The sequence below is a fragment of the Kitasatospora sp. cg17-2 genome (assembly GCF_054031055.1).
In genome coordinates, this window is record NZ_CM132923.1 from 445354 (window position 1) to 469640 (window position 24287).

Sequence of the window (24287 nt, forward strand, 5' to 3'; positions counted from 1 at the left end):
AGCGCCGGGGGCCGCACCGCCGGCGGACCGGGTCCGCTCAGGCGGCCGGGCCGGTCAGGCGGCCGGGGACGACCAGACCAGGCGGGTCTGGGCGACCCGGTAGCCGGCCCGGGCGAAGGCGGCGGCCATCGGGGCGTTGTCGGAGTCCGTGGTCGCCGTGATCAGCTCGGCCCCCGCCTCCACCTGGACCCGGGTGATCTCGGCCAGCACGTCGTCGACGTACCCCTGCCCGCGCAGTTCGGGGACCACGCCGAGGTAGCCGACGTTGCGGTTGTACGGCGTCGCCGACGGCAGGGCCAGACCGGCGACCGCGCCGTCCGGGGTGCGGGCGATCCGCCACCAGGAGCGCTCCCCCGGGCAGCCGAGGTAGAAGTCCACCTCTTCCTGGGCGGCGGCCTCGACCCCCATCAGGGCGACGTTGCGGCGGGTCTCGCCGTCCAGGCTACCCTGCGCGATCCGCCGGAAGACGTCGAGGAACTCCTCGTCCGTGCCCTCGGTGAAGGTCAGCCGGCCGCTGGAGACGGGCAGCCCGGCGTCGGGCGTCCACTCCAGGCGCAGCCGTTCCACCATGTCGGTCAGCCCGGCCGCCAGCGCGGCCTCGCGCCGCCAGTCGGTGGCCGCGACGGCGGCGGGGTCCTCGCGCCAGCCCTGCGGGAGCGTCAGGTTGTAGAGCGGGAGCTTGGTCGCGCCCTGCTCGGTGAAGGCCCGCAGGCCGGCCCGGACCAGTTCGGCGCCGAGTGCGGCGCGGTCCTCCACCGAGGGGTCGACGTACAGGCAGTCCAGGGCGAGCGGGTGTTCGCCGGTGGCGTGGCCCCACCACAGGGCGCGGGCCAGGACCCGGCCGTCCTGTTCGGCGATCCAGGTCCACTCCGGGCGGTACATGCCCTCCTTCAGTTCTTCCAGGTAGCGGTCGGCCTCGATCCAGCCGACCGGCTCGTCCACCGTGACGGAGGTGACCCGGTCGAGGTCGGACTCGGTGGTGGGGCGTAGCTGCATACGGTTCTCTTTCGTACAGGTGCTTCGGTGACGTCACTGACACTAGGTCGCCCGCCGGACGACCGGCTTCAGTCATGCCGACGTAATGTGACCGGCCGCCGACCGACCGGACGACCGGACACCGACCGGGCGACCGGACGACCGGACGACCGGACGACCGACCGACCGACCGGCACGGTCCCGCCGCGCGCCCCTCCCCCGGGGCTCGCGCCCCCGTGCGCGCGGCCCGCGGACAGCCGGGCTTCACCCGGGCGGCCGACCGGCCGATGCAGTACTCGGGGCGCGCCGCCGAACGGGTGCGGCGCGGACCCGGGGACGAGGAGGAACGCGTTGGCAGAGCGGACGTTCGTGGTCGGGACGGCCCCCGGAGCGGTGCCGGGGATCGGGCACGCCTGGCAGATGATGCGCAGCCCGGTCCGGTTCATGACCGCGCTGGCCGCCCACGGCGACCTGGTGCGGATCAGGATCGGCCCGTCCACGGCCTACGTGCCCTGCCATCCCGAACTGCTGCGCCTGGTGCTCACCGGCGACCAGGTCTACGACAAGGGCGGGGTCTTCTACGACCGGGCCCGCGACGTCGCCGGGAACGGCCTGGTCACCTGCCCGTACCAGGACCACCGCCGACAGCGGCGGCTGATGCAGAGCGCCTTCACCCGCCCGCAGCTGCGGCACTACGCCGAGGCGATGCACACCGAGATCGAGGCCACCACGGCACGCTGGCAGGACGGCCAGGTGATCGAGGCGTTCCCCGAGCTGTACGGGCTGGCGCTGCGGGTGGTGGCCCGCACGCTCTGGTCGACCGCGCTCGACGAGGAGCTGACCCGGGGCGTGGAGCGGGCCTTCGACACGGTGCTGAACGGGCTGTTCCGGCAGATGTTCCTGCCCCGGACGCTGCGCCGGCTGCCGACTCCGGCCAACCTCCGCTACCGGGCGGCGCTGCGGCAGCTGCACGAGGTGACGCAGCGGCTGATCGCCGGGTACGAGGGGAACCCCGCGTCGACGGCCGGGGCGACCCCGGACCTGCTCGGCGCGCTGCTCGCGGCCCGGGACGAGGACGGCGGCCGGCTGACCGACGCCGAGGTGCACGACCAGGTGATCACCGTGATGGCGGCGGGCACCGAGACGGTGGCCGCCACGCTGGTGTGGGCCTTCCACCGGCTGTCCCGGCACCCGGAGGTCGCCGAGGAGCTGTACCGGGAGATCGACACCGTCCTCGGTGGGCGCCCGGTCGGCTGGGAGGACCTTCCCGCTCTCCCGCTGACCGGCCGGGTGATCACCGAGACCCTGCGCCTCCACCCGCCCGGCTGGCTCTTCACCCGCCTGACCACCACCGGCGCCGAGCTGGCGGGCGTCCCGCTGCCGAGCGGCTCCACCCTCGTCTTCAGCCCCGCCGCCGTCGCCCGCGATCCGGCGGCCTTCCCGCGACCGGACGAGTTCCGCCCCGACCGCTGGCGGCCCGAGGAGGAGTCTCCGCTCGCCCGCCAGGCGTTCACCGCGTTCGGCGCCGGGGCCCGCAAGTGCCTGGGCGACCTGTACGCGCGGACCGAGGCCACCCTCGTCCTCGCCACCGTCCTCTCCCGCTGGCGGCTGGTCCCCGAGCCGGACGCCGACGTCCGCGCCGTCCCGCTCGCCACCGTCTACCGGCCCCGACGGCTGCGCCTGCGGCTGTCGGAGCGCGAGCCGGTGCCGAGCCGACCCGCGCACCGCACGGGCGCGACGACGTGACGGGCGGGGCGCTGTTCAGCACCCGGGCCGACCGGTGCGCTCAGGCGGCGGACGGGTGGTTCGCGCGGTGGCGGCGGACGGCGTCGCGGTTGGCGCAGCGCTGGGAGCAGTAGCGGCGCCGGCCGGTGCGGGTGGTGTCGGCGAAGATCGTGTCGCACTCCGCGACGGCGCACCGGCCCAGCCGGTGCATGCCGCGTCCCACCAGGTGCAGCGCGGTGCCGACGCCGATCAGCGAGAACAGCAGGGCGCCGAGCGACAGGTCGTCCTCCCGGTAGTGCAGGTGCCAGCCGTCGCCGGTGTGGTCGGTGAGTCGGGGGTGGGCCGCGCCGGCGGCGAGCATCAGGTTCAGCCTGGCGGCCCGTTCGCGCTCGTCGGCGGCGTCGACGACGGCCTCCCAGGCGTCCAGCACCGCGTGGACGCGGGGCAGGTCGTCGGCCGCGAACGGTCCCTCGACCACCAGTCCGGCCGCCCGGCAGCGGTCCACGAGTTCGTCGACGCTCCTCGGCCGCTCGTTCGCCAACTCCGCGGCCAGATGGACGGCGTCCTCGCCGTAAGGGTTGAGGTGCATAAGACCATTACAGCAGTCTGATCGCCATGAGTCATCACACCGACGGTCCGACCGACGTCCCGGGCGGGCCGTCCCCGTTGCCGTACCGCTGGACGATCCTCGGGGTCGCCACCTTCACCCAGGCCGCCGCGTGCTTCTTCGTCCAGGGCATCGGGGCGATGGCGGTGCCCCTGCAGAACGCGCTGGACCTCAGCACGACGCAGTTGGGCCTCTTGCTCTCGGCCTCCCAACTGGTTCCGCTGGTCGGCCTGTTGGTGGCCGGTGAGCTGCTGGACCGGTACGGCGAACGGTGGGTGGTCGGCATCGGGGCCGGGGTGGTCGCCGCGGGCCTGCTCGCCGGGAGCCTGGCCCGGGGGTACGCGTCGCTGCTCGTGGTGCTGCTGGTCGTCGGGGCGGGGTACAGCGCGATCCAGCCCGGCGGCAGCAAGTCGGTGGCGGCCTGGTTCGAACCCTCGCGGCTCGGGTTCGCGATGGGCGTGCGGCAGGCCGGGCTGCCGCTGGGCGGGGCGGTCGCGGTGGCGGTGCTGCCGGTGGTCGCCGCCGGGGCCGGGTGGCGGGTCGCCGTGCTGGTGGGCGGGTTGGTCGCGCTGGCGGGGGCGGTGGCCTTCACCGCGCTCTACCGTCGCCCGCCCGGGGCGGTCGCGAAGCGGGCGGCGGGCCCGGTCGGCGAGGATCCGGTCGCGGCAACGGCCTCGGCCCCGGTCGCGGCGGCCCACGTCTCGGCCCCGACCGCCACGGCTCCGGTGTCACCGCCGCTCATGGACCGGCTCCGGCTGTTGCGCGAGCCCGCGATGGCGAAGGCGCTGCTGTCGGGCACGGCCATGGTCTCGGTGCACAGCGGCATCGGCGTGCTCGGCGCGCTGTACCTGCACGACGTGACCGGCCTCGGGGCCGGTGCGGCAGGTACCGTCCTGGTCGCGGCCCAACTGGCGGGCATGCTCGGACGGATCGGCCTCGCGGCGTGGAGCGACCGCAGCCGCGCGGGCCGCTACCGGCCGGTCCTGGCGAGCATGGTCGCGGCGGCGGCCGCGCTGGTGGCACTGGCGACCCCGCTCGGCGGGCATCCGCTCGCGGCCGCCCTGCTCCTCGCCTGGCTCGGCTTCTTCGGGATCGGCTGGTACGGGCCCTGGGTCGCGCATCTGGCCGAGGCGGCCCCGCCCGGCCGGACCGGCTTCGCGCTCGGGCTCGTGATGGCCGTCAACCAGGTGGCCGTGATCCTCGCCCCGCCCGCCCTCGGCCTGCTGCGGGACACCACCGGCGGCTACAGCGCCGCCTGGAGCGCCCTCGCCGTGGCGACGGCCGGGACGGTGGCGGTCACGGCCCGGGGCGGGAAGCGGCGCGGCCCGGACGTCTCCGGTCGCGGCCGCCCGCACCTCGGGCCGGGCACCGACGGCACCGCCGCCGACGCGAGCCGCGTCGGCGCGACGGCACCCCGGTCGGTGGCCTGAGGCCCTGAACCGCACGGGCCGACCTCCCCGGCCCCGGGTCTCTCCTCGGCTCGTTCGTCGCCGCCGCCGCCGAGGAGAGATCCGGCTACCGAAGGCGGGTCAGTACCGCAGGTCGGCGGCGATCCGGCCGGCGTCCGAGAGGGTGCCGTCGGGGACGAAGGACACCTGGGCGCCGGTGTCGAGGGCGCGCTCGATCACCTCGTCGACGATGTCCTCGCGCGCGCCCGCCTGCTCGGCCTCGGCGGGCACCAGGTGGTCGCCCTCGTCGCGGACGGTGACCCGGAAGTTCTCCTCCACCACCAGCTGGGCGACCCGCCCCTCGGCGGCGGTCCGCCAGACCTCGTCCACTCCGGCCGCGAACGCCTGGCGGCCCCGGGCCTTGTCGAGCCGGGCGAGCGCGTCGGAGATCCCGGCGTCCGCATGCGCGCGGACGGCGGGCTCGACCACCTTGCGGACCGTCTCGGCGTCCGCCTGGGCGAGGCCGCCGTGCGGGATCTGCGCGGTGGCACCGCGGACGACCGGCCCGGCGGCGTCCAGCAGGGCGAGGGCCGCCGCCTCGCCGACCACGTACAGCGGGCGCGGGTCGGCGGCCAGCACCTTGCCGAGCTCGCCCTCCGCCTGCCGCAGGAAGATCTTGGTCTCCTCGTCCTGGAAGGTGCTGGGCTTGTCGCCGATCCGCTCCTGCCGCTCCGGGTCGGGGTTCTCGTACTGGCGCACCAGCGGGAAGCCGTGCCGGGTGTCCTCCGCGACCCGCTCGCTGGTGCCGCCCCACAGCAGCACCCGGTCGGCGGCGAGCGCGAGCACCCAGTGCGGCCGCTCGGCCGCCTGGGCGGCGACCAGGTTGCGGGTCAGGAAGGTGTCGGACAGCACCACCCGGGCGGGCGCGGTCCGGCCCAGCGACCAGACGTGGTGCTCGCCCGGCGCGACCAGGATCGCCAGGCCGTCCTCGGCGTGCACCAGGTCGACCTCGGCGAGCGCCCGGTCGAGCTGCTCCAGCACGTCGATCCGGACCGCGCGGGAGACCTCCGGGTCCTCCTCGATCCGCTTCCTCGCCGAGGCCGCGAGAGTGCGCAGCCGGACCGGGTCCTGCGCGTTGTCGGGCTCCCGGCGGTGCGTGGGCATCAGGATCGACACGGCCGGGTACGGCCTGGGGCGGCGCAGCTCGGTGAGGACGGCGGGGGTGAGAGCGGGGTACATGGGAGCCCTTTCCGAAGGCGGTTCGGCCTTCTGCGGGTGGACGCACACATCATGGATTTTGTCCCAATCATCACCAATTTACCCATTGTCGTGCTGGGTTGTGGGACCTCGCGCGTCCCGCGCCGTCGTGGGTCCCGAGTCGCCTCCCGGGTCAGGGCGCCGGTGCCGGAGGCCGGACCCGCGCGGCCGCCGCCCGGACCGCCGCCACCACCCGGTCCAGCGGCACCCCCGTCGGGACGGTGACGCCCACCGCGCCGACCGTCCCGCCCTCGCCCCGCACCGGGGCGGCCACCGTCACCTCGCCCAGCCGGAACTCCTCCGCGCAGACCGCGAGGCCCGCCGCCCGGACCCGGGCCAGCTGTCCGGCGAGGACCCCCGGGGACACCACGGTGTGCCGGGTGTGCCGGGGCAGCTCGGCCGGCGGGGCCGCGAGCAGCACCTTCCCGTACGCCGTGGCGTGCGGCGGCGGCCGGTCCCCGCCCACCAGACAGAGCACGCCGTCCGCGGAGGGCCCGGCGAGCACCGCCAGGTCGGCGTGCCCGCCGGTCCTGGCGCCCAGCTCCCGCAGGGCCGGGAGCGCCGCGTCGAGGAGACCGCGCGGGCAGGGCGCGGCCGCGCCCAGCACCCGCAGCCGGAGCCCGAGCCGGTAACCGCCGTCCGCGCCCCGTTCCAGACCGCCCCACGCCACCAGCTCCCGCACCAGCCGCAACGTCGTCGGCGCCGGGAGGCCGGTGCGCGCGGCGATGTCGGTGAGCCGCAGCACCGGCGGGCGTCCGCCCACGCCCCCGCCCTCGAACGCGTCCAGCACCGAGAACAGCCGACCCGCCACGCTCTCGCCCAACTCCCGTCCCCCGTCCACTCGTCGGATCCCACTCGTTCCACTCAGTGGAAGCCCGGCCTTCCCCCGGCGGTCCGGTCCGTACGAGGCTCAACGCATGAACCTCGGTCTCGCTTCCGACACCCTGCTCTCCACCACCCGGGCCGTGCGCCACCGGCTCGACCTGACCCGGCCGGTGCCGCGCGCGCTCCTGGAGGAGTGCGTCGACCTCGCCGTGCAGGCGCCGACCGGCCGCAACCGGCAGCGCTGGCACTTCGTCATCGTCACCGACCCGGCCCGCCGGGCCGTGCTCGCGGACCTGTGGCGGGCGGGCCTGGCCGTCCCGCAGGCCCATCAGCCGCTGCCCGCCCGCGACGTGCGCCGGGCCGAGGTGGCGCCGGGCGTGATGGAGCGGGTGTACACGGGCGTCGATCACCTGTACCGGCACCTGCACGAGGTGCCCGCCTACGTCATCCCCTGCGTCGAGGGACGCACCGAGGGCCTCTCCGTCACCCACCAGGCCGGCACCTGGGGATCGATCCTGCCCGCCGCGTGGAGCTTCATGCTGGCCGCCCGCGAGCGCGGCCTCGGCACCGTGTGGACGACCGGGAACCTGCCCCTGGAGCGGGAGTTCGCGCAGGAGCTCGGCATCCCGTACGCGGAGGTCATGCAGGCCGCGTTCATCCCGGTCGCGTACACCCTCGGCACCGACTTCCGCCCCGCCCGCCGGATCCCGCGCGAGCAGGTTCTGCACTGGGACGGCTGGTGACGGAGCGGTGCCCACCGGGGCCGCGAAAATCCGTGGACGGATCGACGGAGGATCACGTACGGTGGCGCCACGCCTTGAGACCAACGGAAGGAGGCGAGTGCCGTGCGGTCCATACCTTTCCAGCGCTCCCTCTCCCGCTGTCCCGGCGTGCCTCACCAGTCCTGACCGGGAGCGCTCCACGCAGCCTGTATCCCGGAGGAATCCATGACCGACACGGTCATTCGCACGCTTTCCGCGAGCGACACCCATCTGTTCGACGCACATCCTGACCCGTTGGACGCCCGAGAGAGCCACCGGCGGACCACGTTCCGCCCCGAGTGGAAGCGCGTCGCCCTGCGCGACGGCGAGGTGGTCGCCCGCGGCGCCTGGTGGGGCGGCCCCGAGGACGCGGAGCCCGTCAACATCAACTGGTTCGACGTCGCCGAGGGCCAGGAGCAGGCCGGGGCCGAACTCCTGCGCTCCGCCCCCTGGCAGGTCGAACTCGAGATCAACCTGCCGGGCGACTGGCGGGAACGGCCCGACCTGCGCTCCGCCGCCGAGGCGCGCTTCGCCGCCGCCCGGGCCGCCGGGTACGAACTCCTCGTCGAACGCTTCCTGTACCGCTGGACCCCGGAGCACGGACTGCCCGAGCGCCCCGGGCGGCTGCGCTTCGAGGCCGAACCCGACGACGCCGTCTTCCTCGACGCCCTGCGCCGCATCCACTCCGCCACCCTGGACGCCCACGCGCTCCGGGCGATCGCCGAGGGCGGCGTCGACCAAGCCGCCCAGGAGGAGCTCGACTTCTTCCACTGGTGTCCGTCCCCGCGGGAGTGGTGGCAGACCGCCCGCACCCCCGACGGCGACCTCGCCGGCATCCACATCCCCGCCCACAACCCCTCCGGCCCGACCATCGGCTTCATCGGCGTCCTCCCCCGGCACCGGGGCCAGGGCTACGCCTACGACCTCCTCGCCGAGTGCACCCGCACCCTCGTCGAGCACGGCGCCGAATCCATCACCGCGGCCACCGACCGCACCAACCACCCGATGGCCGCGAACTTCACCAAGGCCGGTTTCCCCGTCGTCCGCGAGCGCATCAACTTCCACCCGACGGAACGGACGGAGCCGACAGACCGAACGGCCTGACAAGCACCGGCCACGGCGGGGCGGTCCGGGCCCACCCGGGCCCGGGCCGCACGCCACGGTGCCGGTGGACCGGATCAGGAGGACCGGAGCCGGGGAACAGTGCTCCGTTCCCGTGGTCACGGTTCGATGACTACCCGTCAGTTCTGTTCCAGGGCTTCGGCACCGGCGGCATTCTGGGGTGCATGCGGGGGACCGGGTGGGTGGCGCAGGTCGTTGACAGTGACCTCGTCCAGACGGCGTTCTACGGCGGCCTGACGCTGGTGCTCGATGTGTGGCTGCTGTCGCACACCGGGTTCGCCGGGCGGGCCGTGGCCACGCTCGGTGCGCTGGTGGCGGTCGGTGCGCTGCTCGGTCTCGGTGTCGGCCTCCTGCGTCGGCGCCGCGGTGCGCCGAGCGACAGGATCCGCCTGCTGCGCGGTGCGTCGACCGGGAGCCTCTACAGCCATCTCGTCCTGCCCGCCGCCGTGCTGGTCGACCTCGTCCTGCATCCGGACCACACCATCTGGTACCTCGGCGGGGTCTACTAGCGAACCCGGATGCCCCTTTCCGCCTCACCGCCGACAGCACTCCGGCCCGTAGAGAACAGGACCACGATGCCGCTGATCGACCCCGCTCCACCCGGCAAGGGCGCCCCCGTCTCGCTCGGGGTGGCCGCGTTGCTGCTCACGCTGATCGGCCTCTACCTGTGGCCGTGGTGGCCCGACGGCTTCTCGGACCCGACCTTCCTGGAGTTCCGCCGGGAGTACACCGACGGACCCCCGCCCGTGACCTGGTGGGACACCGTCTACTACAGCTGGTTCCAGTACGGGTACCTGGTGCAGACCGTGTCCGTGCTCGTCCTGCCGTTCACCGTGGCGCGGGACGACCGCTGGCACTGGCTGTCGCTGGCGGCCGTGCTCACCTGCGGCTGGCAGCTGGCCGGGGTGCTCGGCAGCACCGTCTTCCAGACCACCCCCGCCCCCTTCCTGGGCCCGCTCGCCGGGATCCTCGCGCTGGTCGGCTGGCTGCTCGGCCGCCGGAAGGCGCCCCGCGTCGCGTAGCACCCGGGGCGGGGCAGGGGCAGGGGGTCAGTGGCCGGCCGTCCCGGCGGTGGCCCGGGCGGCCTCCGCCAGCAGGGAGATCTCGGCCGCGACGGCCTCCGGGTCGGCGGGGACGGTGATCGTGGCGACGCCGTCCAGGCCCGGACGGGAGCCGACGCGGACGGCCCGCTCGGCGTTCCGCAGCAGGTCGAAGTCGTTGATGTCGTTGCCGAAGGCGATGTACTCGGTGATCCCCATCGAGGTCAGGGCCTCCCACTTCGTCGTCGAGCCCGGGGCGAAGTCGATGATCGCCTCGTCGAGGTGGTGGTTGACGGTCAGTCCCAGCCCTCGGCCGGCCTCGGCGAGCGCCACCGGGTCGGAGGCGCCGACGGCGAGGAACTTCACCACCTCCGGGAGTTCGGCGAGGTCGACCCGCCGGGCGAGCCGGCCCTGGTCGACCCGGCCGCGGATCGGGTGGTCCTCGGGCCCGGTGTAGGCGTAGTCCCAGGGACCGTCCGCGAGGTAGCTCGCCCCGTGGCGCCCGACCGCGTCCATCAGCGCGGCGAACCCGACGGCGTCGAAGGCGGCCCGGGCCCGCACCCGGCCGCCGACCGAGACCAGGCTGCCGTTCCCGCCGATCAGGGTGGCGGCCGGGAAGGCTCCGTCGAGGACGGGCAGGAGGTCCCGGACGGGCCGCGCGGACGCGAACACCAGCCGGTGGCCGGCGCGTTCGCAGGCGTCGATCGCCGCGAGGATCCGCCGGTCGATCGTCCGGCCGTCGAAGCAGAGCGTGCCGTCGATGTCGAAGACCACCGTACGGGCGTGAAGATTGATCATGATCGGATCATATCCGGACGAACCGGGCACCCGACACGACGCCGGCCGAGGCCGCGCCGCCGGTGGTCAGGCCAGGTCGAGGAGTTGCTCGTAGAAGCCGCCGAAACCGCGCCGCTCGTCGACGAGGTGGACCTCCAGGATCCAGTGGCAGCGCCAACCGGCCCGGTCGGTGCGGCGCAGCGGGTTCTCGTTGTCCGGGGTGATGTAGGACTCGGTCTTGGCGCCGTCGATGCTCTCGTGCGGGAACTCGCCCACCAGGTGGCCCGCGTGCCAGCCGCCCAGGGCCCAGCCCCGCTCGGCGGCGAGCCGCTCGACGTGGGCGTACAGGTGACGGCCCGTCACCTGAGGGTCCGCGTGGAAGGCCGCGCGGCCGCCGGCGAAGACCTCGGCCAGGTCGTCGCGCAGGCGGTGCTTGTGCGGGTCCTCGCCGAGGACGAAGGTGCGGCCGAAGTCCGCCTCGTACTCCTCGAAGATCGGGCCGAAGTCGGCGAAGGCGATGTCGTCCTCGCCGAGGAGCCGGTCCGGCGGGTTCTCCTGGTAGGGGAACAGGGTGTGCGGGCCGGAACGGACGATGCGCTTGTGCCAGTGCTTGGTGGTGCCGAACAGGTCGTTGGCGAGGTCGCGGATCGCGTCGCTGATCTCGCGTTCGCCCCGACCGGGGGCCACCAGGCCGCGTGCCTCGACCTCGGCGAAGAGGCGTTCGGCCTTGGCCTGGGCCTGGACGAGTCCCAGGGCGCGCAGTTGCTCGTCCATCCGGTCGGGTTCTCCCACGGTGCCGCTCCTGTTGCCGAGTTCGGGTGTCACGGGGTCACGGGGTCAGATACTCGCGAGGTCACATACTCACGCGGTCACGGACTCACGGGGCCACCGGCTCACGGCGTCGCGCGCACGAGGACGAGCGAGCCCTCGTGGACGGCCCGCGTGCGCAGGTGGCCGTGGCGGCGCTCCCACTCGCCGGACTCCAGGTCGTGGCGGAGCTTGCGGTCGAAGCGTTCGCGCGCTCCGTCGTCGACGAAGCTCCAGGCCGAGCAGGCCTGCCGGGCGGCGGGGTCGAGCAGCATCTCGGGGCGGCCGTAGTACGCCTCGTTGAAGCCGTCGGTGCAGTCGAGCGGGATCGGGACCGGCTGGACGGTGACGCTGCCGCCCAGCGCGGCGGCCAGTTCGCCGATCGGGGGGTAGCGGCGGGCCTCGGTGTCCAGGACCTCGGGCGCGTACTCGTACAGCCAGAAGTCGCGCACCAGCAGCGGGTCGCAGGTCAGCACGACGACCGGGCCCCGGGTGACGCGCCGCATCTCGCGCAGGCCCGCCCCGACGTCCTCCCACTGGTGGACGCTGAACAGCGTCATCGCGGCGTCGAACGCCCCGTCCTCGAACGGCAGGTCCCCGGCGACGGCGTCGACGGCCGGGGCGAGGTGGGCGGGGCGGCCGGCCCGCATGGACGCCGACGGCTCGACCGGTGTCACGACCCGGGCCGCGCTCTCGTAGGAACCGGTGCCGGCGCCGACGTTGAGCACGGTCAGCGCGCCGCCGAGGGCCTCCGCGATGACCTGCGCCACCCGGCCGTCGGGCCTGCGGTAGGAGGAGTAGCCGGATCCGATGGCGCCGTAGTCGACGTCCCCGGCGCTGCCGTCCCGGGTGCGTGCGTTCATGGGTCCTGGCCTCCCTCGGTCACGACCGGCTGCCGAGCCGGCCCGTTGCCATTCTTCCCGGCTTCGCCAACCCGGTGGGAGAATCTTGCATCCGCGAGGCAAGATATGTAAAACAGCTGGCAGATGCTTGTCGTTTCGCCCAAATGACCAGCAGCTGCGACAGTCCTGGATCGTGCGGCCCTCCGAACCGCCCGGGGCGGACCCCGCCGCCGGGGGCGGCCGGTGACGCGCCCTACGATCAAGGCCCCGCCCGCACAGTCCCCGCACAACCGGAGGTCGCGCACCCATGGCCGGAACGGCAACCCAGCGTCTCTTCTCCTACGGCACGCTGCAGTTGAAGCAGGTGCAGCTCAGCAGCTTCGGCCGACTGCTGGACGGGCAGGCCGACGCGCTGCCCGGTTTCCGGCTCACCATGATCGAGATCACCGACCCCGAGGTGATCGCCGCCAGTGGCACCGACCGGCACCCCCTGGTGCTGCCGTCGGACGAGGCGGGCGACGCCGTCGACGGCACGGTCTTCGCGATCACGGACGAGGAGCTCGCCGCCGCGGACGAGTACGAGGTCGACGACTACGCCCGCCACGAGGTGGTGCTCGCCTCCGGCACCAGGGCGTGGGTCTACCTCTCCGCCGCGTACAGCCCCGCCGGGAACTGACCCGACGGGGCACCGCCGCCCCGGCTCAGGCCCCGTCGGACTCAGGCCCGGTCCGGCACCGTGGGCCCAGTCGGCACCGGGGACACCGGGGCCGCGGCCGGGTCCCGCCGCCCGTGCGGGTCCGGCCCGGGGCGGCCGAGCGGGAGGACGGTGTCGGCGTGCGCGGACACCAGCGGCAGGTCGTGGCTGACCAGGACGATGGCCAGGCCCTGGTCGTCCCGCAGCTCGCGCAGCAACGCCATGATGCCCTCCGCCGTACCGGCGTCGAGGGCCGAGGTGATCTCGTCGCAGAGCAGGACGTCCGGTTCGGCGGCCAGGGCCCGGGCCACGGAGACGCGCTGGCGCTGCCCGCCCGACAGTTCGCGCGGATGACGGTGCGCGTGCTCGGGGGTCAGGCCGACCGAGGTCAGCAGCTCCGCGACGCGCTCCTCGCACCGGTCCGCGGGTGCGCCGAAGTGGAGCTTCAGCGGCCGGGCGAGGGTGGCACCGACGGTGCGGGCCGGATTGAGGGCGCCGAGGGGGTTCTGCGGGACCAGCTGGACACGTCGGCGCTGCTCCCGGCTGCGGCGCCGGTAGGTCGGGGCGAGCGGTTCTCCGCCGAGCAGCACGCTCCCGGCCTCGGGGCGGTGCAGGCCGGCGAGGCTGCGCAGCAGCGTGGTCTTGCCGCAGCCGGACGGGCCGGTGACCCCGGTCAGGGTGCCGGGGGCCAGCCCGAGGTCGAGGGCGGTGAAGACGTCCCGGGCGGTGCGGCCGCTCCCCACCCGGGCGGTGAGCGCCGCCACCTCCAGCACGGGCTTCGTGACGCTCCCCGGCACGGGCTTCGTCACACTCTTCGGCACGGGCCCGGCACCGCTCGCCGGAGCCCCGGCCTCAACGACCGCAACGGCCGCAACGGCCGCCGGGACCTGCCTCCGGGCGACGGGTGCCGGCAGGTGCCGCGGCTCCAGCGCGAGCACGTCGTCGGCGCAGCGCGCGACGAAGTCGGGGTCGTGGCTGGTGAGCGCGATCGCGAGCTGTTCGCGGTCGGCGAGGTCGCGCAGCAGGTCGGCGATGTCGTCGCGCAGGTCGGCGTCGAGGCCGGCGGTGGGTTCGTCGAGGAGCAGGATCGCGGGCCTTCGGGCGAGGGCCCGGGCCAGGGCGACGCGCCGCTGCTGGCCGCCGGAGAGGGAGCCGGGGCGGCGGTGTTCGAGCCCTTCGCCGACCGGCAGGCGGACCGCCCGCAGCAGCTCCGGCACGGAGGTGGAGCGGCGGTCGGCGGCGGTCTCGGTGACGATCCGGCCGACCCGCATCCGGGGGTTGAGGCCGGAGCCGGGGTCCTGTCCGACCAGGGCGAGCCGGTGGCGGCGCAGTCGGCGCAGTTCCGCCGGGGGGAGGGCGAGGATGTCGTGGCCGAGGACGGTGAGCTCCCCCGCGGTGACCCGCGCGTCCGGGGGCAGGGCGCCGACGAGGGCGTGCAGCAGGGTGGTCTTGCCCGCGCCGGAGGGGCCGGTGACGGCGGTGACCCGGCCCGGGGCGAGGGTGAGGGTGGCGTCGGTGAGCAGCGCGGTGCCGTGGAGCGTGATGGTCAGTCCGGTGGCGCGGGCGGCGGCGGTGGCGCTCACAGCGGGGTCTCCGGGGTGGGGCGGGCGGGGGCGAGGGCCTCGGCGGCGAGGTTGACGCTGACGGCGAGCAGGCCGATGGCGAGGCAGGGGGCGCCGACGGCCCAGACGTTGAGGGTGAGTCCGGCGGCGTTCTCGCGGATCATCAGCGCCCAGTCGGCTTCCGGGGGTTGGGGTCCGAGCTGGAGGAAGGCGGCGACGGAGACGATGTAGACGCCTTCGACGAAGCGCAGGCCGAACAGCGCCAGCACGGTGGAGCGCAGATTGGGCAGGACCTCGCGGACGGTCAGGTGCCAGAGGTTCTCGCCGCCCGCCGCCGCGGCTTCGACGTAGCCGGCGGTGGCGAGGGGGGCCGCCGCGGCGGCGACGATCCGTACCGCGTAGGGGATGCCGAGCACGGTCGCCGCGGTCGCGACGGCGAGGCGTCCGCCGCCGGGCCAGGCCAGCGCGACGAGCATGATGGCGAGCACGGTGGGCAGCAGGATCGTCAGGTCGGCGGCGCGTTCGATCCACCGGCCCAGGGCGGGGCGCAGGACGGCGACGATGCCGAGGGCGGTGGCGGCGGCGGTGACGACGAGCGCGATGGCCAGGGCGGTGGCGATCAGGGGTGCGCCGCCGGTGAGGAGGCGGCTGAGGACGTCCCGGCCCAGTTGGTCGCCGCCGAGCGGGGCGTCGCCGCCGGGCGGGGCGTAGGGGAAGGCGACCGGGGTGTCGATCGGGTGCGGGGCGAGCAGCGGCCCGGCGAGGGCGAGGACGACGAGCAGCAGCGCGGGCACGGCGCGCAGCAGGACCCGGCGACCGCGCCGTTCACGCGGACGGGCCGGGCCGTGGGCGCCGGTCGGGCCGTGGGCGCCGGTCGGAGCGGGGGCGCCAGTCGGAGCGGGGCGGGTGGAGGTCATCGGTGCTGCTCCCCGAGGGCGGTCGAGCGGACGAGGTCGGCGAGCAGCAGGAGCAGGCTGATGGTGGCACCGGCCGCGGCGACGACCCCGGCGACGAGCGGGGTGTCGCGGTCGGTGATCGCACCGGCCAGGACGGCCCCGATGCCCGGGTAGTTGAAGAGGGTCTCGACGACGACGGTGCCGCCCAGCAGCATGCCGGTGGAGGTGGCGATGCCGACGGTGACGGCGGGCAGCGCTCCCGGGAGCATGTGGTGGCCGAGGATCCGCCACCGGGGCAGGCCGTCCAGGACGGCGGCCCCGACGTGCGGCAGCGCGGCCTGGTCGGCGAGCGCGCCGCGCACGATCCGGGTGTTCCAGCCGATCTGGGGCAGGGTCAGGGAGAGCAGCGGCAGGACGATCATCGTCCAGGACTCGGGTCTGCCGTCGGCCCCGGTGAGGGTGACGGCCGGGAGCCAGCCGGTCCACTGGGACAGCAGGAGCAGCAGGGTGACGGAGACGACGAACTCCGGCAGGGCGAAGGCCGCGGTGGACAGGGTGTCGACGGCGCGGTCCGCGCGTCCGCCCGGGCGGAGCGCGGCCCAGCCGCCGAGGGCGAGGGCGCCCGCGGTGCTGAGGACGAGGGCGAGCACGCCGAGCAGGAGGGTGTTGGGGAAGGGTCCGGCGAGCACGTCGGTGACGTGCTCGCCGCGGGCGGTGGTGCCGAGGTCCCCGGTGGGCAGGCCGGTCATCCAGTCCCAGAACCGCTCCGCCACCGGCCGGTCCAGGCCCAGGGCGGCGCGGCGGGCGGCGAGGTCGGCGGCGGTGACGCCCCGGTCGGCGGTGGCGCCGGCGGCGTCGCCCGGCAGGATCTCGACGGCGGCGAAGACGGCGGCGAGCAGGACGACGAGCATCAGCAGGCGCCGGGCGGCCTGCCGGGCGACCCGGCCCGCGCCGGGGAGGACGCGGGCCGGGACGCTGCGCGGCGGGTGGACGCCGGCCGGGCGGAGCGCGGTCAACGCGCCAGCCAGGTCTTTTCGAGCTGGACGCGCCCGTATCCGGGGAGGCGGGGCAGGTCGCGCACGGCCGCGCCGGCGAGGTCGATGCCGTCGGCCATGCCCCACAGCAGGTAGCCGGAGCCGGCGAACTCGATCTCCTGGAGCCGGTGCAGCAGCTTGCCGCGCTCGGTGGCGTCGACGGTGCCCATCGCCTGGCGGTAGGTCTCGTCGAAGGAGGGCTCGTTCCAGCCGCTCTCGTTCTGGCCGGCGTCCGAGAGCATCGTCTTGGAGGCGAAGAACACCACGGAGTCGTTGGTGCCCCAGTACGTGGTGTAGAGCGGCGCCTTGAGCCAGGTGGCGTCCCAGAAGATCTTGGAGTCCTGCTTCACCACGTTGATCTTCACGCCGGCCTCGCGGGCCTGGGTGGCGAACAGGGTCGCGGACTCGGCGAGTCCGGCGATGTCCTCGGTGGTGACCAGGTCGTAGGTCTTCGCGGTGTCGAAGCCGGCGTCGGCGAGCAGCTGCTTGGCCTTGGCGAGGTCGCGGGCGCGCTGCGGGATGTCCTTGGCGAGGGCGGGGTCGCCGGTGCCGAGGATGTCGTTGCCGACGGTGCCGTAGCCGGAGAGCACCTGCTTGACCATGGCGTCGCGGTCGACGGCGAGCTTGAGGGCCTCGCGCACGCGGGGGTCGGCGAACGGGCCGTCGGCGGTGCGCATGACGATGGGCATCGCCATGTCGTTGGGGCGGCGGACGATCTGCACGTCCTTGCGGGCCTCGGCGGTGCGGGCGGCGACGGCGCCGACGTTGGAGGCGACGTCGATCTGTCCGGCGAGCAGGGCGTTGGCCATCGCCTGGGGGCTCTCGAACAGGCGCACCTCGACGGCGTCCAGGAGGGCCTTGCCGCCGTACCAGTTGTCGTTGCGCACCAGACGGGCGTTGCCGTCGCGGTACCAGTCGAGCTTGAACGGGCCGGTGCCGGGGGCGCCGGCGATCGCGTCGTCCTTGGTGTCCTTCTTCAGGACGAAGGTGGTCAGCCGGGTGAGCAGCGGCAGTTCGGCGTTGGGGTAGTCGGAGACCAGGACGACGGTCCTGGCGTCCTCGGCCGTGATGTTCTCGGGCTGGATGCCGGGCAGTCGGCTCTTCCCGGAGGGGGTGTTGCGCAGGCGCTTGAGCGACCAGACGACGTCCTCGGCGGTGACGGGGGTGCCGTCGTGGAAGGTGGCGCCGTCGGCGACGGTGAAGCGCCAGGTCCTGAGGTCGTCCGAGGGCTTCCAGGACGCGGCCAGCCGCGGGGCGGTGTTGGTCGAGGCCCCGGGTGCGGCGAGGGTGTCGAAGATCAGGCTGAGAATGAGGTAGTCGCTCTCGTTGGCCTGGGTGCCGTGGGGGTCGCGGGTGACGGCGGAGGCCTTGCCGAGGGCACCGATCTTCAGCGTGCCGCCCGGGCGGGGCTGCTGGGAGCCGGTGCCGGAGGGCGCGGCGTCCGTGGATCCGCTCTTTCCGCTGCTGCAGGCAGCGAGCGCACCGGCCGCCCCCGCACCGGCACCGGCCCACAGCAGCTGTCGTCTGGTGATGCCCACGTTCGTTCCTCGTTTCCGGTCGCGCTCAACTTGCTTAGGTTTACCTACCCTAAGTTCGAGACGGTGTGCAAGTCGTCCGACGGAGCGCACCGCGCGCCGTACCGTTCCCCCTGACTGCATCAACATGCCTTCTGAGCACGGGAGTTGGATGCGCGCGGCGGCCGTGCCGGGGCCGAAAACTGAGACTACGTGAATGTAGACAAGAGGCCGGGTAAGGCTTGCCTTACCTCGAAGTCGTTGTTACGTTTCCTGTCGTCCGGCCGTTCGAGCCGCCCCCCGGACCCACCCCCTCACGTCATGTGCAGCTCCCGCCGCCGCCCCACGCCGGCGCGGTGATGCCACATGCCCGCGCCACGTCTCTCCCCCGTCCCCGGAAGGTCCGCCGTGCCCACCTGCCCTGCCCCGGTACGCCGTCTCGACCCCGCCGCCGCCGCGGAACTCACCTCCGCCGCCGCGAAGCTGCTGGCCCGCCACGGCTCCGCCACCAGCCCCGACCTGCTGGCCGACCTGCCCGCCGCGTGCGCCCGGCTGAGCGCGCCGCTGCGCCACCTGCTGCGTCCGGTCGACACCGCCGACGGCCTGTTCGTCCTGCGCGGCCTGGACCTCGACGACACCGAACTCGGTCCGACCCCGGAGCACTGGTCCACCGTCGCCGAGGCCGGCGCCCGCTGGGACGTCGCCCTGCTGCTCGTCTCCACCCTGATGGGCACCCCCATCGCCTGGGACGGCCAGCAGGACGGCCGGTTCGTGCACAACATCGTCCCCTCGCCGGGACACGAGAGCGAGCAGACCGGCGCGTCCAGCTCCGTCCTGCTCACCCCGCACACCGAGGACGCCTTCCACCCCGGCCGCGCCCACCTGCTGCTGCTGTGCTGCATGCGCAACTACGACGGCATCGCCACCACCGCCGCCAGCGTGCGCCTGACCGGGCTCGATGCGGCCGACCTGGACCGGCTGAAGCGGCCCGTCGCACCGATCCTGCCCGACGACGCCTACGAGCAGGCCCAGAAGTTCGGCGGCCGCCCCGCACCGGTGCCCACCCTCTTCGACGGCCCCGAGGGCCTGACCATGCGCTACGACCCCGCCTACACCCCGCTGGAGGGGACCGACCCGCTGTGGCGGGAGGCGTACGAGCGCCTCGGCCGGGAGCTGGCCCGGGTCTCGGTCGCGGTCAGCCTGGAGCCCGGCGACATCCTGGTCGTCGACAACGACACCGTCGTCCACGGCCGGGTCCCCTTCCGGGCCCGCTACGACGGCACCGACCGCTGGCTGAAGCGCGCCTCGGTCCGCGTCGAGGACCGCCCCACCCGCCCGCTCGCCGAGCACGACGAACACGGCTACGGGCAGGCCGCCCTCACCGCCTGGGCCGCCTGAACCGCCGACCCACCTCCCTCACCCCGTCGAAAGGCCACACCCATGGACCGGGACGACACCACCCTGCGCGTACTGTCCACCAGCGACCTCGCCGGCCTGGACATCACCCTGACCGACGTCGTCGACACCGTCGAACAGGCCTACCGCACCCTCGCCGCCGGGCAGTCCGACAACCCCCGCAAACTGACCGTCAAACCCGCCGACGGCCACTCCGTCTCCTACGCCATGCTCGGGCGCGACGGCGTCCGCAACGTCGTCGCCGTCAAGACCTCGTACAAGCACGGCCTGCACGAGAGCCGCGAGAACCAGCACTACTACACGACCCTGACCATCTACGACGACGTCACCGGCCTGCCGGTCGCCATGATGGACTGCTCGCGGATCGGCTCGCTGCGCACCCCGGCCGTGTCTGCCCTCCTGGCCCGCGAGTGCGCCGCGCCCGGCGCCACGACCGCGCTGGTGATCGGCACCGGCACCCAGGGCCGGCTCGCCCTGCCGTTCCTGCTCACCACCCTGCCCGGACTGGAGCGCCTGCTGCTGTCCGGCACCCACCCCGACGGCATCGCCGCCGTCCGGGCCGAACTCGACCGGCACTTCCCCGGCCGCGGGATCGAGCTGGTCACCGACCTCGGGGCCGCCGCCCGCGAGGCCGACCTCGTCGTCGCCACCGCCGGCGGCCACACCACCGCCGCCGTCGAGGCCGACCAGCTCAAGCCCGGCGCCACGGCGATCCTCGTCGGCCACGGCCTCGCCCCCTCCACGCTGCACCGCGCGGACCGGGTGATCGCCACCAGCGAGGCCCAGATGCGCGTCACCGGCACCGACATGGCCGACCCGGACGGGAAGTTCCCCGCCGTCGACCTGGAGCTCCCCGCCGCGATCTCCGGGGCCGCGAGCGCCCGCACCGCCCCCGAGCAGCGGATCTTCGCCTACAACAGCGGACTCGTCGTCACCGACATCGCGCTGGGCCACCGCTTCGCCCAGCTCGCCACCGCCCAGGGGCTCGGAACCGAGGTGGCCCTGTGGCGCTGACCCTGCCCGCCCAGCCCGACCCGCTGAGCCTGCCCGACCAGCCTGACCCGCTGAAGGTGCCCGACCCGCTGAAGGTGCCCGACCCGCTGAGCCTGCCCGCCCACCACGACCCGCTCACCGAACGCCTCCACGCCAGCGGCCTGCTCCACGAACTCGCCCACGGCCTCGACGGCCCGTTCCACTACCTGCTGCCCGAACGCTTCGACGCCAACCTCGCCGCGTTCCGCGCCGCCCTGGCCGAGACCGGCGTGGACGGCCGCGTGTACTACGCGAAGAAGGCCAACAAGGCCTCCGTGTTCGTCGAGCGCTGCGCCGAGGCCTGCGCCGGGGTGGACGTCGCCTCCCTCGGCGAACTGCGCGACGCCCTCGGCCACGGCGTGCGCGGCGAGGACCTCGTCGTCACCGGACCCGCCAAGTCCGAGCAACTGCTGCGCGTCGCGGTCCGACAGGGCTCGCTGATCGCCGTCGACGCGCCGGACGAACTCGACCGGCTGCTCGGCCCCGGCACCGGCCGTCCGGCCCGGATCCTGCTGCGCCGCCTCCCGCCGAACCAGCCGCGCAGCCGCTTCGGCCTCGACGACGCCCAGCTCGACCGGGCGCTGCGGGACTGCGCCGACGCGGGCGGGCGCGTCCGGATGGAGGGCTTCAGCTTCCACCTGTCCGGCTACGACACCCGGCCGCGCGCCGACCTTGCCGGAGAGCTGATCGAGCTGTGCCTCAAGGCCCGGGCTCTCGGCCTGCCGGCGGACCGGATCAGCATCGGCGGCGGCTTCGCCGTGGACTACGTCGACGGCGCGGCCTGGGACACCTTCCTCACTGAGCAGCGCCCCGGGCACTACCACGGCGACAAGGCCTTCGCCGCCGCCGACTTCTATCCGTACCACTCCCCCGTCGCCGGAGCCGACGCGCTGCGCGCCGTCCTCGCCGCCCGCCCCGGCGGCACCGGGCCCGCCCTCGCCGAACGGCTGCGGCAGGCCGGGGTGACGCTGCTGCTGGAACCCGGCCGCGCCCTGCTCGACCGGGCCGGCTCCTCGGTCTTCCGCGTCCAGGGCGTCAAGGACCGCGCCGGGTACGGCATCGTCACCGTCGACGGGACCAGCCTCAGCCTGTCCGAGCAGTGGTTCGACAGCGAGTACCTGCCCGAGCCGCAGCTGCTCCCCGGTCCCGGTCCTGGTCCCGGGGCGGAGGCGTCCGGGCCCTACCCCGCCTGCGTCGGCGGGGCCAGCTGCCTCGACTCCGACCTGCTGACCTGGCGCAAGATCCCCTTCCCGGCCCGGCCCCGGGTCGGCGACCTGCTCGTCTACCCCAACACCGCGGGCTACCAGATGGACTCCAACGAGTCCCCGTTCCACGAACTGCCGCTGCCGCCGAAGGTCGTCGTCGACCGCCCCGGCGACGGCGACCGGCACCGCTGGCGGCTCGACCGCTGAGCCCGCCCCAGGCCGCCCCAGGCCGCCCGCACCACCCGTACTTGTCCGCACCGCCCCACGGAGCCACGCCATGACCGACGCCCTGCACCGCCCCCCGGTGGTCAGCCGGATCTCCGACCTCATCGGCCGCACCCCGCTGTTCGAGCTCGCCCGGGCCGACAACGGCGCCCGACTGCTGCTCAAACTGGAGATGTTCAACCCCACCGGAAGCGCCAAGATCCGGATGGCCCGCCAGATGGTCCTCGACGCCGAGGAACGCGGCGAGCTGCGCGAGGGCGGCCACATCATCGAGTCCACCTCCGGCAACACCGGCCTCGGACTCGCCGTGGTCGCCGCCGAACGCGGCTACCGCTTCACCGCCGTCGTCGACAACCACGCCGCCGTCGACAAGCTGCGCGGCATGAAGGCCATGGGCACCGAGCTGGTGTACGTCGACGCCGACACCGACGGCGAGGAGCTCCACACCGCCGCGCGCGAGGAGCTCGCCGAGGACATGGCCCGGGGCAAGGACAACACCTTCTTCACCGAACAGCACAACAACCCCAGCAACGCGGTCGGCTACTACGCCGTCGGCCGGGAGATCGCCCAGGCCCTCGACCACCGCGTCGATGTGCTGATCGGCGCGGTCGGCACCGGCGGCGGCCTCTGCGGCACCGCCCGGGAGCTGCGGAGGAGCGTCCCGGACGTCACCGTCGTCGGCGTCGAGCCCAAGGGCTCCATCGCCTTCGGCCCGCCCGCCCACGACTACTACCAGTCCGGCACCGGCACCCCCGAGGGCGCCAGCATCGGACTGCTGGTCGACTACGACCTCATCGACGAAGGCGTCAAGGTCGGCGACATCGAGGCCTTCGCCACCGCCCGGGTCGTCGCCCGCCGCACCGGACTGCTCATCGGCGGCTCCGCCGGCGGCGTCGTCCACGAGGCCCTGGACCGGCTGGGCCGGCAGGCCCCCGACACCGTTATGGTCGCCTTCGTCAACGACGGCGGTGAGAAGTACATGGACACCGTCTTCAACGACGACTGGATGACCGCCCGTGACCTCCTCGACCCGGCCGCCGAAGCCGTGATCGACGAGACGCTGACCAAACTCCGCAGGAACTGACACCCATCGTGAAGCAGACAGCCGTCCTCGCCCGCGACAGCCGCGCGCTCGCCGCGCTCGCCGTCCCGCTCGCCCTCACCCAGCTCGCCCAGGTCGCCCTCACCACCACCGACACCGTCATGATGGGCGTGCTGGGCACCGAGGCCCTGGCCGCCGGCGGCCTCGCCCTGGTCGTCTTCAACCAACTGCGGACCATGGGCGTCGGCCTGGTCACCTCCGTCGGCAACCAGGTCGCGGCCGCCGCCGCGCGCGCCGAACGCGGTGAACCCACCTCAGGGGCCGACGACGGCCACGAGGTCCGCGCCCTGGTCCGGGCGGCCATGGCGGTGGCCACCCTCGCCGGGATCGCCGGCGCCGTGCTGATGGTCCTCGTCGGCCAGGCCGCCACCTGGCTCGGCCAGGACGCGGCCGTCGCCGAGCGCGCCCAGAGCATGCTCGCCGCGCTGGCCCCGGGCCTGCTGCCCTGCCTCTGGTTCCAGGCCGTCCGCCAGTTCACCGTCGGCATGCGCCGCCCGCAGGCCCTGCTGCGCATCACCGTCGCCTCGGTCGCCGTCAACGCCGGACTCAACTGGGTCTTCATCCACGGGACGTGGGGCCTGCCCGAACTCGGCCTCACCGGCATCGGCGTCGCCACCAGCAGCGTCCACCTGCTCTCCTTCCTCGCCCTCCGGGCCTCCGCACGACGCGACCCCGAACTGGCCGCGCTGCTCACCCTGGACTTCTGGCGCGCCGACGCCGCCACCGTGCGCCGCCTGCTCGGCCTCGGCACCCCGATCGCCGCCACCTACGGCTCCGAAGCCGGCTTCTTCTCCGTCACGGCCCTGCTCGCCGGCAGCTTCGGCGCCGCCGCGCTCGCCGCCCACACCGCCGTCAACCAGCTGATCTACATCGTCTTCCAGGTCGCCGTCGGTCTCTCCCACGCCGCGTCCATCAACGTCAGCCGGGAACTCGCGCTCGGCGACCACGCCGCCGCCCGCCGGATCAAGAACACCGCGCTGGCCTGCGGAGCCGCCGTCAGCACCCTCGTCGGCATCGTCTACCTCACCGCCCCCCGGCTCGTGCTGCGGCCCTTCTTCGACCCCGGCACGGCCGCCGACCAGCAGGGCCTGCGGATCGCGACCGGACTCCTGGCCGTCGTCGCCGTCCTGCAGTTCTTCGACTGCGCGCAGAACATCGGCGTCGGACTGCTGCGCGGACTCGACGACACCCGCAGCGGCTTCCGCATCACCCTCGTCGGCTACTGGGCCGTCGGCCTGCCCGCCGCCTGGCTGCTCGCCTACCCGCTCGGCGGCGAGACCCGGGGACTGTGGCTCGGCCTGCTGATCGGCCTCGCCACCACCGCCGTCCTGCTGTTGCGCCGCTACACCCGCGCCCTGGACGCCAGGGCCGCCCCCGCACCGGCACCGGCGCCCGTGGAGCCGGGGCGGACCAGCCCGGTCACGTAGCCGTCGACGGCCCGGCCGCCCCTCCCCGGTGCGGGGCGGGGCGGCCGGGCCGTC

General features: G+C 74.4%; 23 protein-coding genes. 12 read left to right on the forward strand and 11 right to left on the reverse strand.

Annotated elements, in window-relative coordinates:
* Positions 1 to 54 precede the first annotated feature (54 nt).
* On the reverse strand, positions 55 to 996 hold the full coding sequence (locus ACW14Y_RS01775; RefSeq protein ID WP_456985633.1) for a GNAT family N-acetyltransferase: 942 nt from the start codon (positions 994 to 996) through the stop codon (positions 55 to 57).
* A gap of 330 nt (positions 997 to 1326) precedes the next feature.
* Between ACW14Y_RS01775 and ptlI the strand changes: the two genes are divergently transcribed.
* Positions 1327 to 2721, forward strand: a complete 1395-nt coding sequence (ptlI, locus tag ACW14Y_RS01780) for a pentalenene oxygenase (protein ID WP_456985634.1) — start codon at positions 1327 to 1329, stop codon at positions 2719 to 2721.
* Positions 2722 to 2761: 40 nt separating this feature from the next.
* On the opposite strand, the gene ACW14Y_RS01785 is transcribed toward ptlI, so the two are convergent.
* Positions 2762 to 3289 carry a CGNR zinc finger domain-containing protein gene (locus tag ACW14Y_RS01785; protein ID WP_380391325.1) on the reverse strand — a complete coding sequence of 176 codons (528 nt, stop codon included), beginning with the start codon at positions 3287 to 3289 and terminating at the stop codon, positions 2762 to 2764.
* A 26-nt stretch (positions 3290 to 3315) separates the two neighbouring features.
* On the opposite strand from ACW14Y_RS01785, the gene ACW14Y_RS01790 reads away from it, so the two are divergent.
* Entirely contained in the window at positions 3316 to 4737 is a 1422-nt protein-coding gene (locus ACW14Y_RS01790; RefSeq protein WP_456985635.1) for an MFS transporter, read from the forward strand.
* A gap of 99 nt (positions 4738 to 4836) precedes the next feature.
* Here ACW14Y_RS01790 and ACW14Y_RS01795 read toward each other — a convergent pair whose 3' ends face one another.
* Both ACW14Y_RS01795 and ACW14Y_RS01800 read right to left on the reverse strand, forming a co-directional pair.
* Positions 4837 to 5934, reverse strand: coding sequence for a baeRF3 domain-containing protein (locus ACW14Y_RS01795; protein WP_380301363.1), 1098 nt, complete (start codon positions 5932 to 5934; stop codon positions 4837 to 4839).
* Positions 5935 to 6085: 151 nt separating this feature from the next.
* Entirely contained in the window at positions 6086 to 6793 is a 708-nt protein-coding gene (locus ACW14Y_RS01800) for an IclR family transcriptional regulator (RefSeq protein WP_456985636.1), read from the reverse strand.
* Between the two features lie 76 nt (positions 6794 to 6869).
* Between ACW14Y_RS01800 and ACW14Y_RS01805 the strand changes: the two genes are divergently transcribed.
* The 4 genes from ACW14Y_RS01805 to ACW14Y_RS01820 all read left to right on the forward strand — a co-directional run bounded on the left by ACW14Y_RS01805 (position 6870) and on the right by ACW14Y_RS01820 (position 9682).
* Entirely contained in the window at positions 6870 to 7520 is a 651-nt protein-coding gene (locus ACW14Y_RS01805; protein WP_456985637.1) for a nitroreductase family protein, read from the forward strand.
* A gap of 204 nt (positions 7521 to 7724) precedes the next feature.
* Positions 7725 to 8642: a GNAT family N-acetyltransferase gene (locus ACW14Y_RS01810; protein WP_456985638.1), complete on the forward strand. Its 918-nt coding sequence runs from the start codon at positions 7725 to 7727 to the stop codon at positions 8640 to 8642.
* A 200-nt stretch (positions 8643 to 8842) separates the two neighbouring features.
* Positions 8843 to 9169, forward strand: coding sequence for a hypothetical protein (locus ACW14Y_RS01815; protein ID WP_380301354.1), 327 nt, complete (start codon positions 8843 to 8845; stop codon positions 9167 to 9169).
* Positions 9170 to 9235: 66 nt separating this feature from the next.
* Complete coding sequence (locus ACW14Y_RS01820; protein WP_380441744.1) at positions 9236 to 9682, forward strand: hypothetical protein; 447 nt, start codon at positions 9236 to 9238, stop codon at positions 9680 to 9682.
* 27 nt (positions 9683 to 9709) lie between these two features.
* Here ACW14Y_RS01820 and ACW14Y_RS01825 read toward each other — a convergent pair whose 3' ends face one another.
* The 3 genes from ACW14Y_RS01825 to ACW14Y_RS01835 form a co-directional block, all read right to left on the reverse strand.
* Positions 9710 to 10498: an HAD hydrolase family protein gene (locus tag ACW14Y_RS01825; RefSeq protein ID WP_456985639.1), complete on the reverse strand. Its 789-nt coding sequence runs from the start codon at positions 10496 to 10498 to the stop codon at positions 9710 to 9712.
* A gap of 66 nt (positions 10499 to 10564) precedes the next feature.
* Positions 10565 to 11251: a M24 family metallopeptidase gene (locus tag ACW14Y_RS01830; protein ID WP_380301446.1), complete on the reverse strand. Its 687-nt coding sequence runs from the start codon at positions 11249 to 11251 to the stop codon at positions 10565 to 10567.
* Positions 11252 to 11370: 119 nt separating this feature from the next.
* Complete coding sequence (locus tag ACW14Y_RS01835; protein ID WP_380301348.1) at positions 11371 to 12147, reverse strand: class I SAM-dependent methyltransferase; 777 nt, start codon at positions 12145 to 12147, stop codon at positions 11371 to 11373.
* Between the two features lie 286 nt (positions 12148 to 12433).
* Here ACW14Y_RS01835 and ACW14Y_RS01840 point away from each other — a divergent pair, with 286 nt between their 5' ends.
* The gene (locus tag ACW14Y_RS01840; RefSeq protein ID WP_456985640.1) at positions 12434 to 12802 is read left to right on the forward strand and encodes a gamma-glutamylcyclotransferase family protein; all 369 of its coding nucleotides are present in this window, start codon (positions 12434 to 12436) and stop codon (positions 12800 to 12802) included.
* 41 nt (positions 12803 to 12843) lie between these two features.
* Here ACW14Y_RS01840 and ACW14Y_RS01845 read toward each other — a convergent pair whose 3' ends face one another.
* The 4 genes from ACW14Y_RS01845 to ACW14Y_RS01860 are packed head-to-tail and all read right to left on the reverse strand — an operon-like array spanning position 12844 to position 17850.
* The gene (locus tag ACW14Y_RS01845) at positions 12844 to 14403 is read right to left on the reverse strand and encodes an ABC transporter ATP-binding protein (protein ID WP_456985641.1); all 1560 of its coding nucleotides are present in this window, start codon (positions 14401 to 14403) and stop codon (positions 12844 to 12846) included.
* Complete coding sequence (locus tag ACW14Y_RS01850) at positions 14400 to 15299, reverse strand: ABC transporter permease (RefSeq protein ID WP_456985642.1); 900 nt, start codon at positions 15297 to 15299, stop codon at positions 14400 to 14402. Before ACW14Y_RS01850 ends, ACW14Y_RS01845 begins: the two co-directional genes overlap by 4 nt.
* A complete protein-coding gene (locus tag ACW14Y_RS01855; protein WP_456985643.1) occupies positions 15296 to 16294 on the reverse strand; it encodes an ABC transporter permease in 999 nt (332 codons plus the stop codon). Before ACW14Y_RS01855 ends, ACW14Y_RS01850 begins: the two co-directional genes overlap by 4 nt.
* Positions 16291 to 17850: an ABC transporter substrate-binding protein gene (locus ACW14Y_RS01860; protein ID WP_380312162.1), complete on the reverse strand. Its 1560-nt coding sequence runs from the start codon at positions 17848 to 17850 to the stop codon at positions 16291 to 16293. Before ACW14Y_RS01860 ends, ACW14Y_RS01855 begins: the two co-directional genes overlap by 4 nt.
* 384 nt (positions 17851 to 18234) lie before the next feature.
* On the opposite strand from ACW14Y_RS01860, the gene ACW14Y_RS01865 reads away from it, so the two are divergent.
* The 5 genes from ACW14Y_RS01865 (at position 18235) to ACW14Y_RS01885 (ending at position 24233) form a co-directional block, all read left to right on the forward strand.
* Positions 18235 to 19224: a TauD/TfdA family dioxygenase gene (locus ACW14Y_RS01865; RefSeq protein ID WP_456985644.1), complete on the forward strand. Its 990-nt coding sequence runs from the start codon at positions 18235 to 18237 to the stop codon at positions 19222 to 19224.
* A gap of 42 nt (positions 19225 to 19266) precedes the next feature.
* Entirely contained in the window at positions 19267 to 20256 is a 990-nt protein-coding gene (locus ACW14Y_RS01870) for an ornithine cyclodeaminase family protein (protein WP_380312157.1), read from the forward strand.
* 50 nt (positions 20257 to 20306) lie between these two features.
* Complete coding sequence (locus tag ACW14Y_RS01875; protein ID WP_456988412.1) at positions 20307 to 21686, forward strand: Y4yA family PLP-dependent enzyme; 1380 nt, start codon at positions 20307 to 20309, stop codon at positions 21684 to 21686.
* Positions 21687 to 21756: 70 nt separating this feature from the next.
* On the forward strand, positions 21757 to 22788 hold the full coding sequence (locus ACW14Y_RS01880) for a cysteine synthase family protein (protein ID WP_380312153.1): 1032 nt from the start codon (positions 21757 to 21759) through the stop codon (positions 22786 to 22788).
* 8 nt (positions 22789 to 22796) lie between these two features.
* The gene (locus tag ACW14Y_RS01885) at positions 22797 to 24233 is read left to right on the forward strand and encodes an MATE family efflux transporter (RefSeq protein WP_456985645.1); all 1437 of its coding nucleotides are present in this window, start codon (positions 22797 to 22799) and stop codon (positions 24231 to 24233) included.
* Positions 24234 to 24287: the final 54 nt, after the last annotated feature.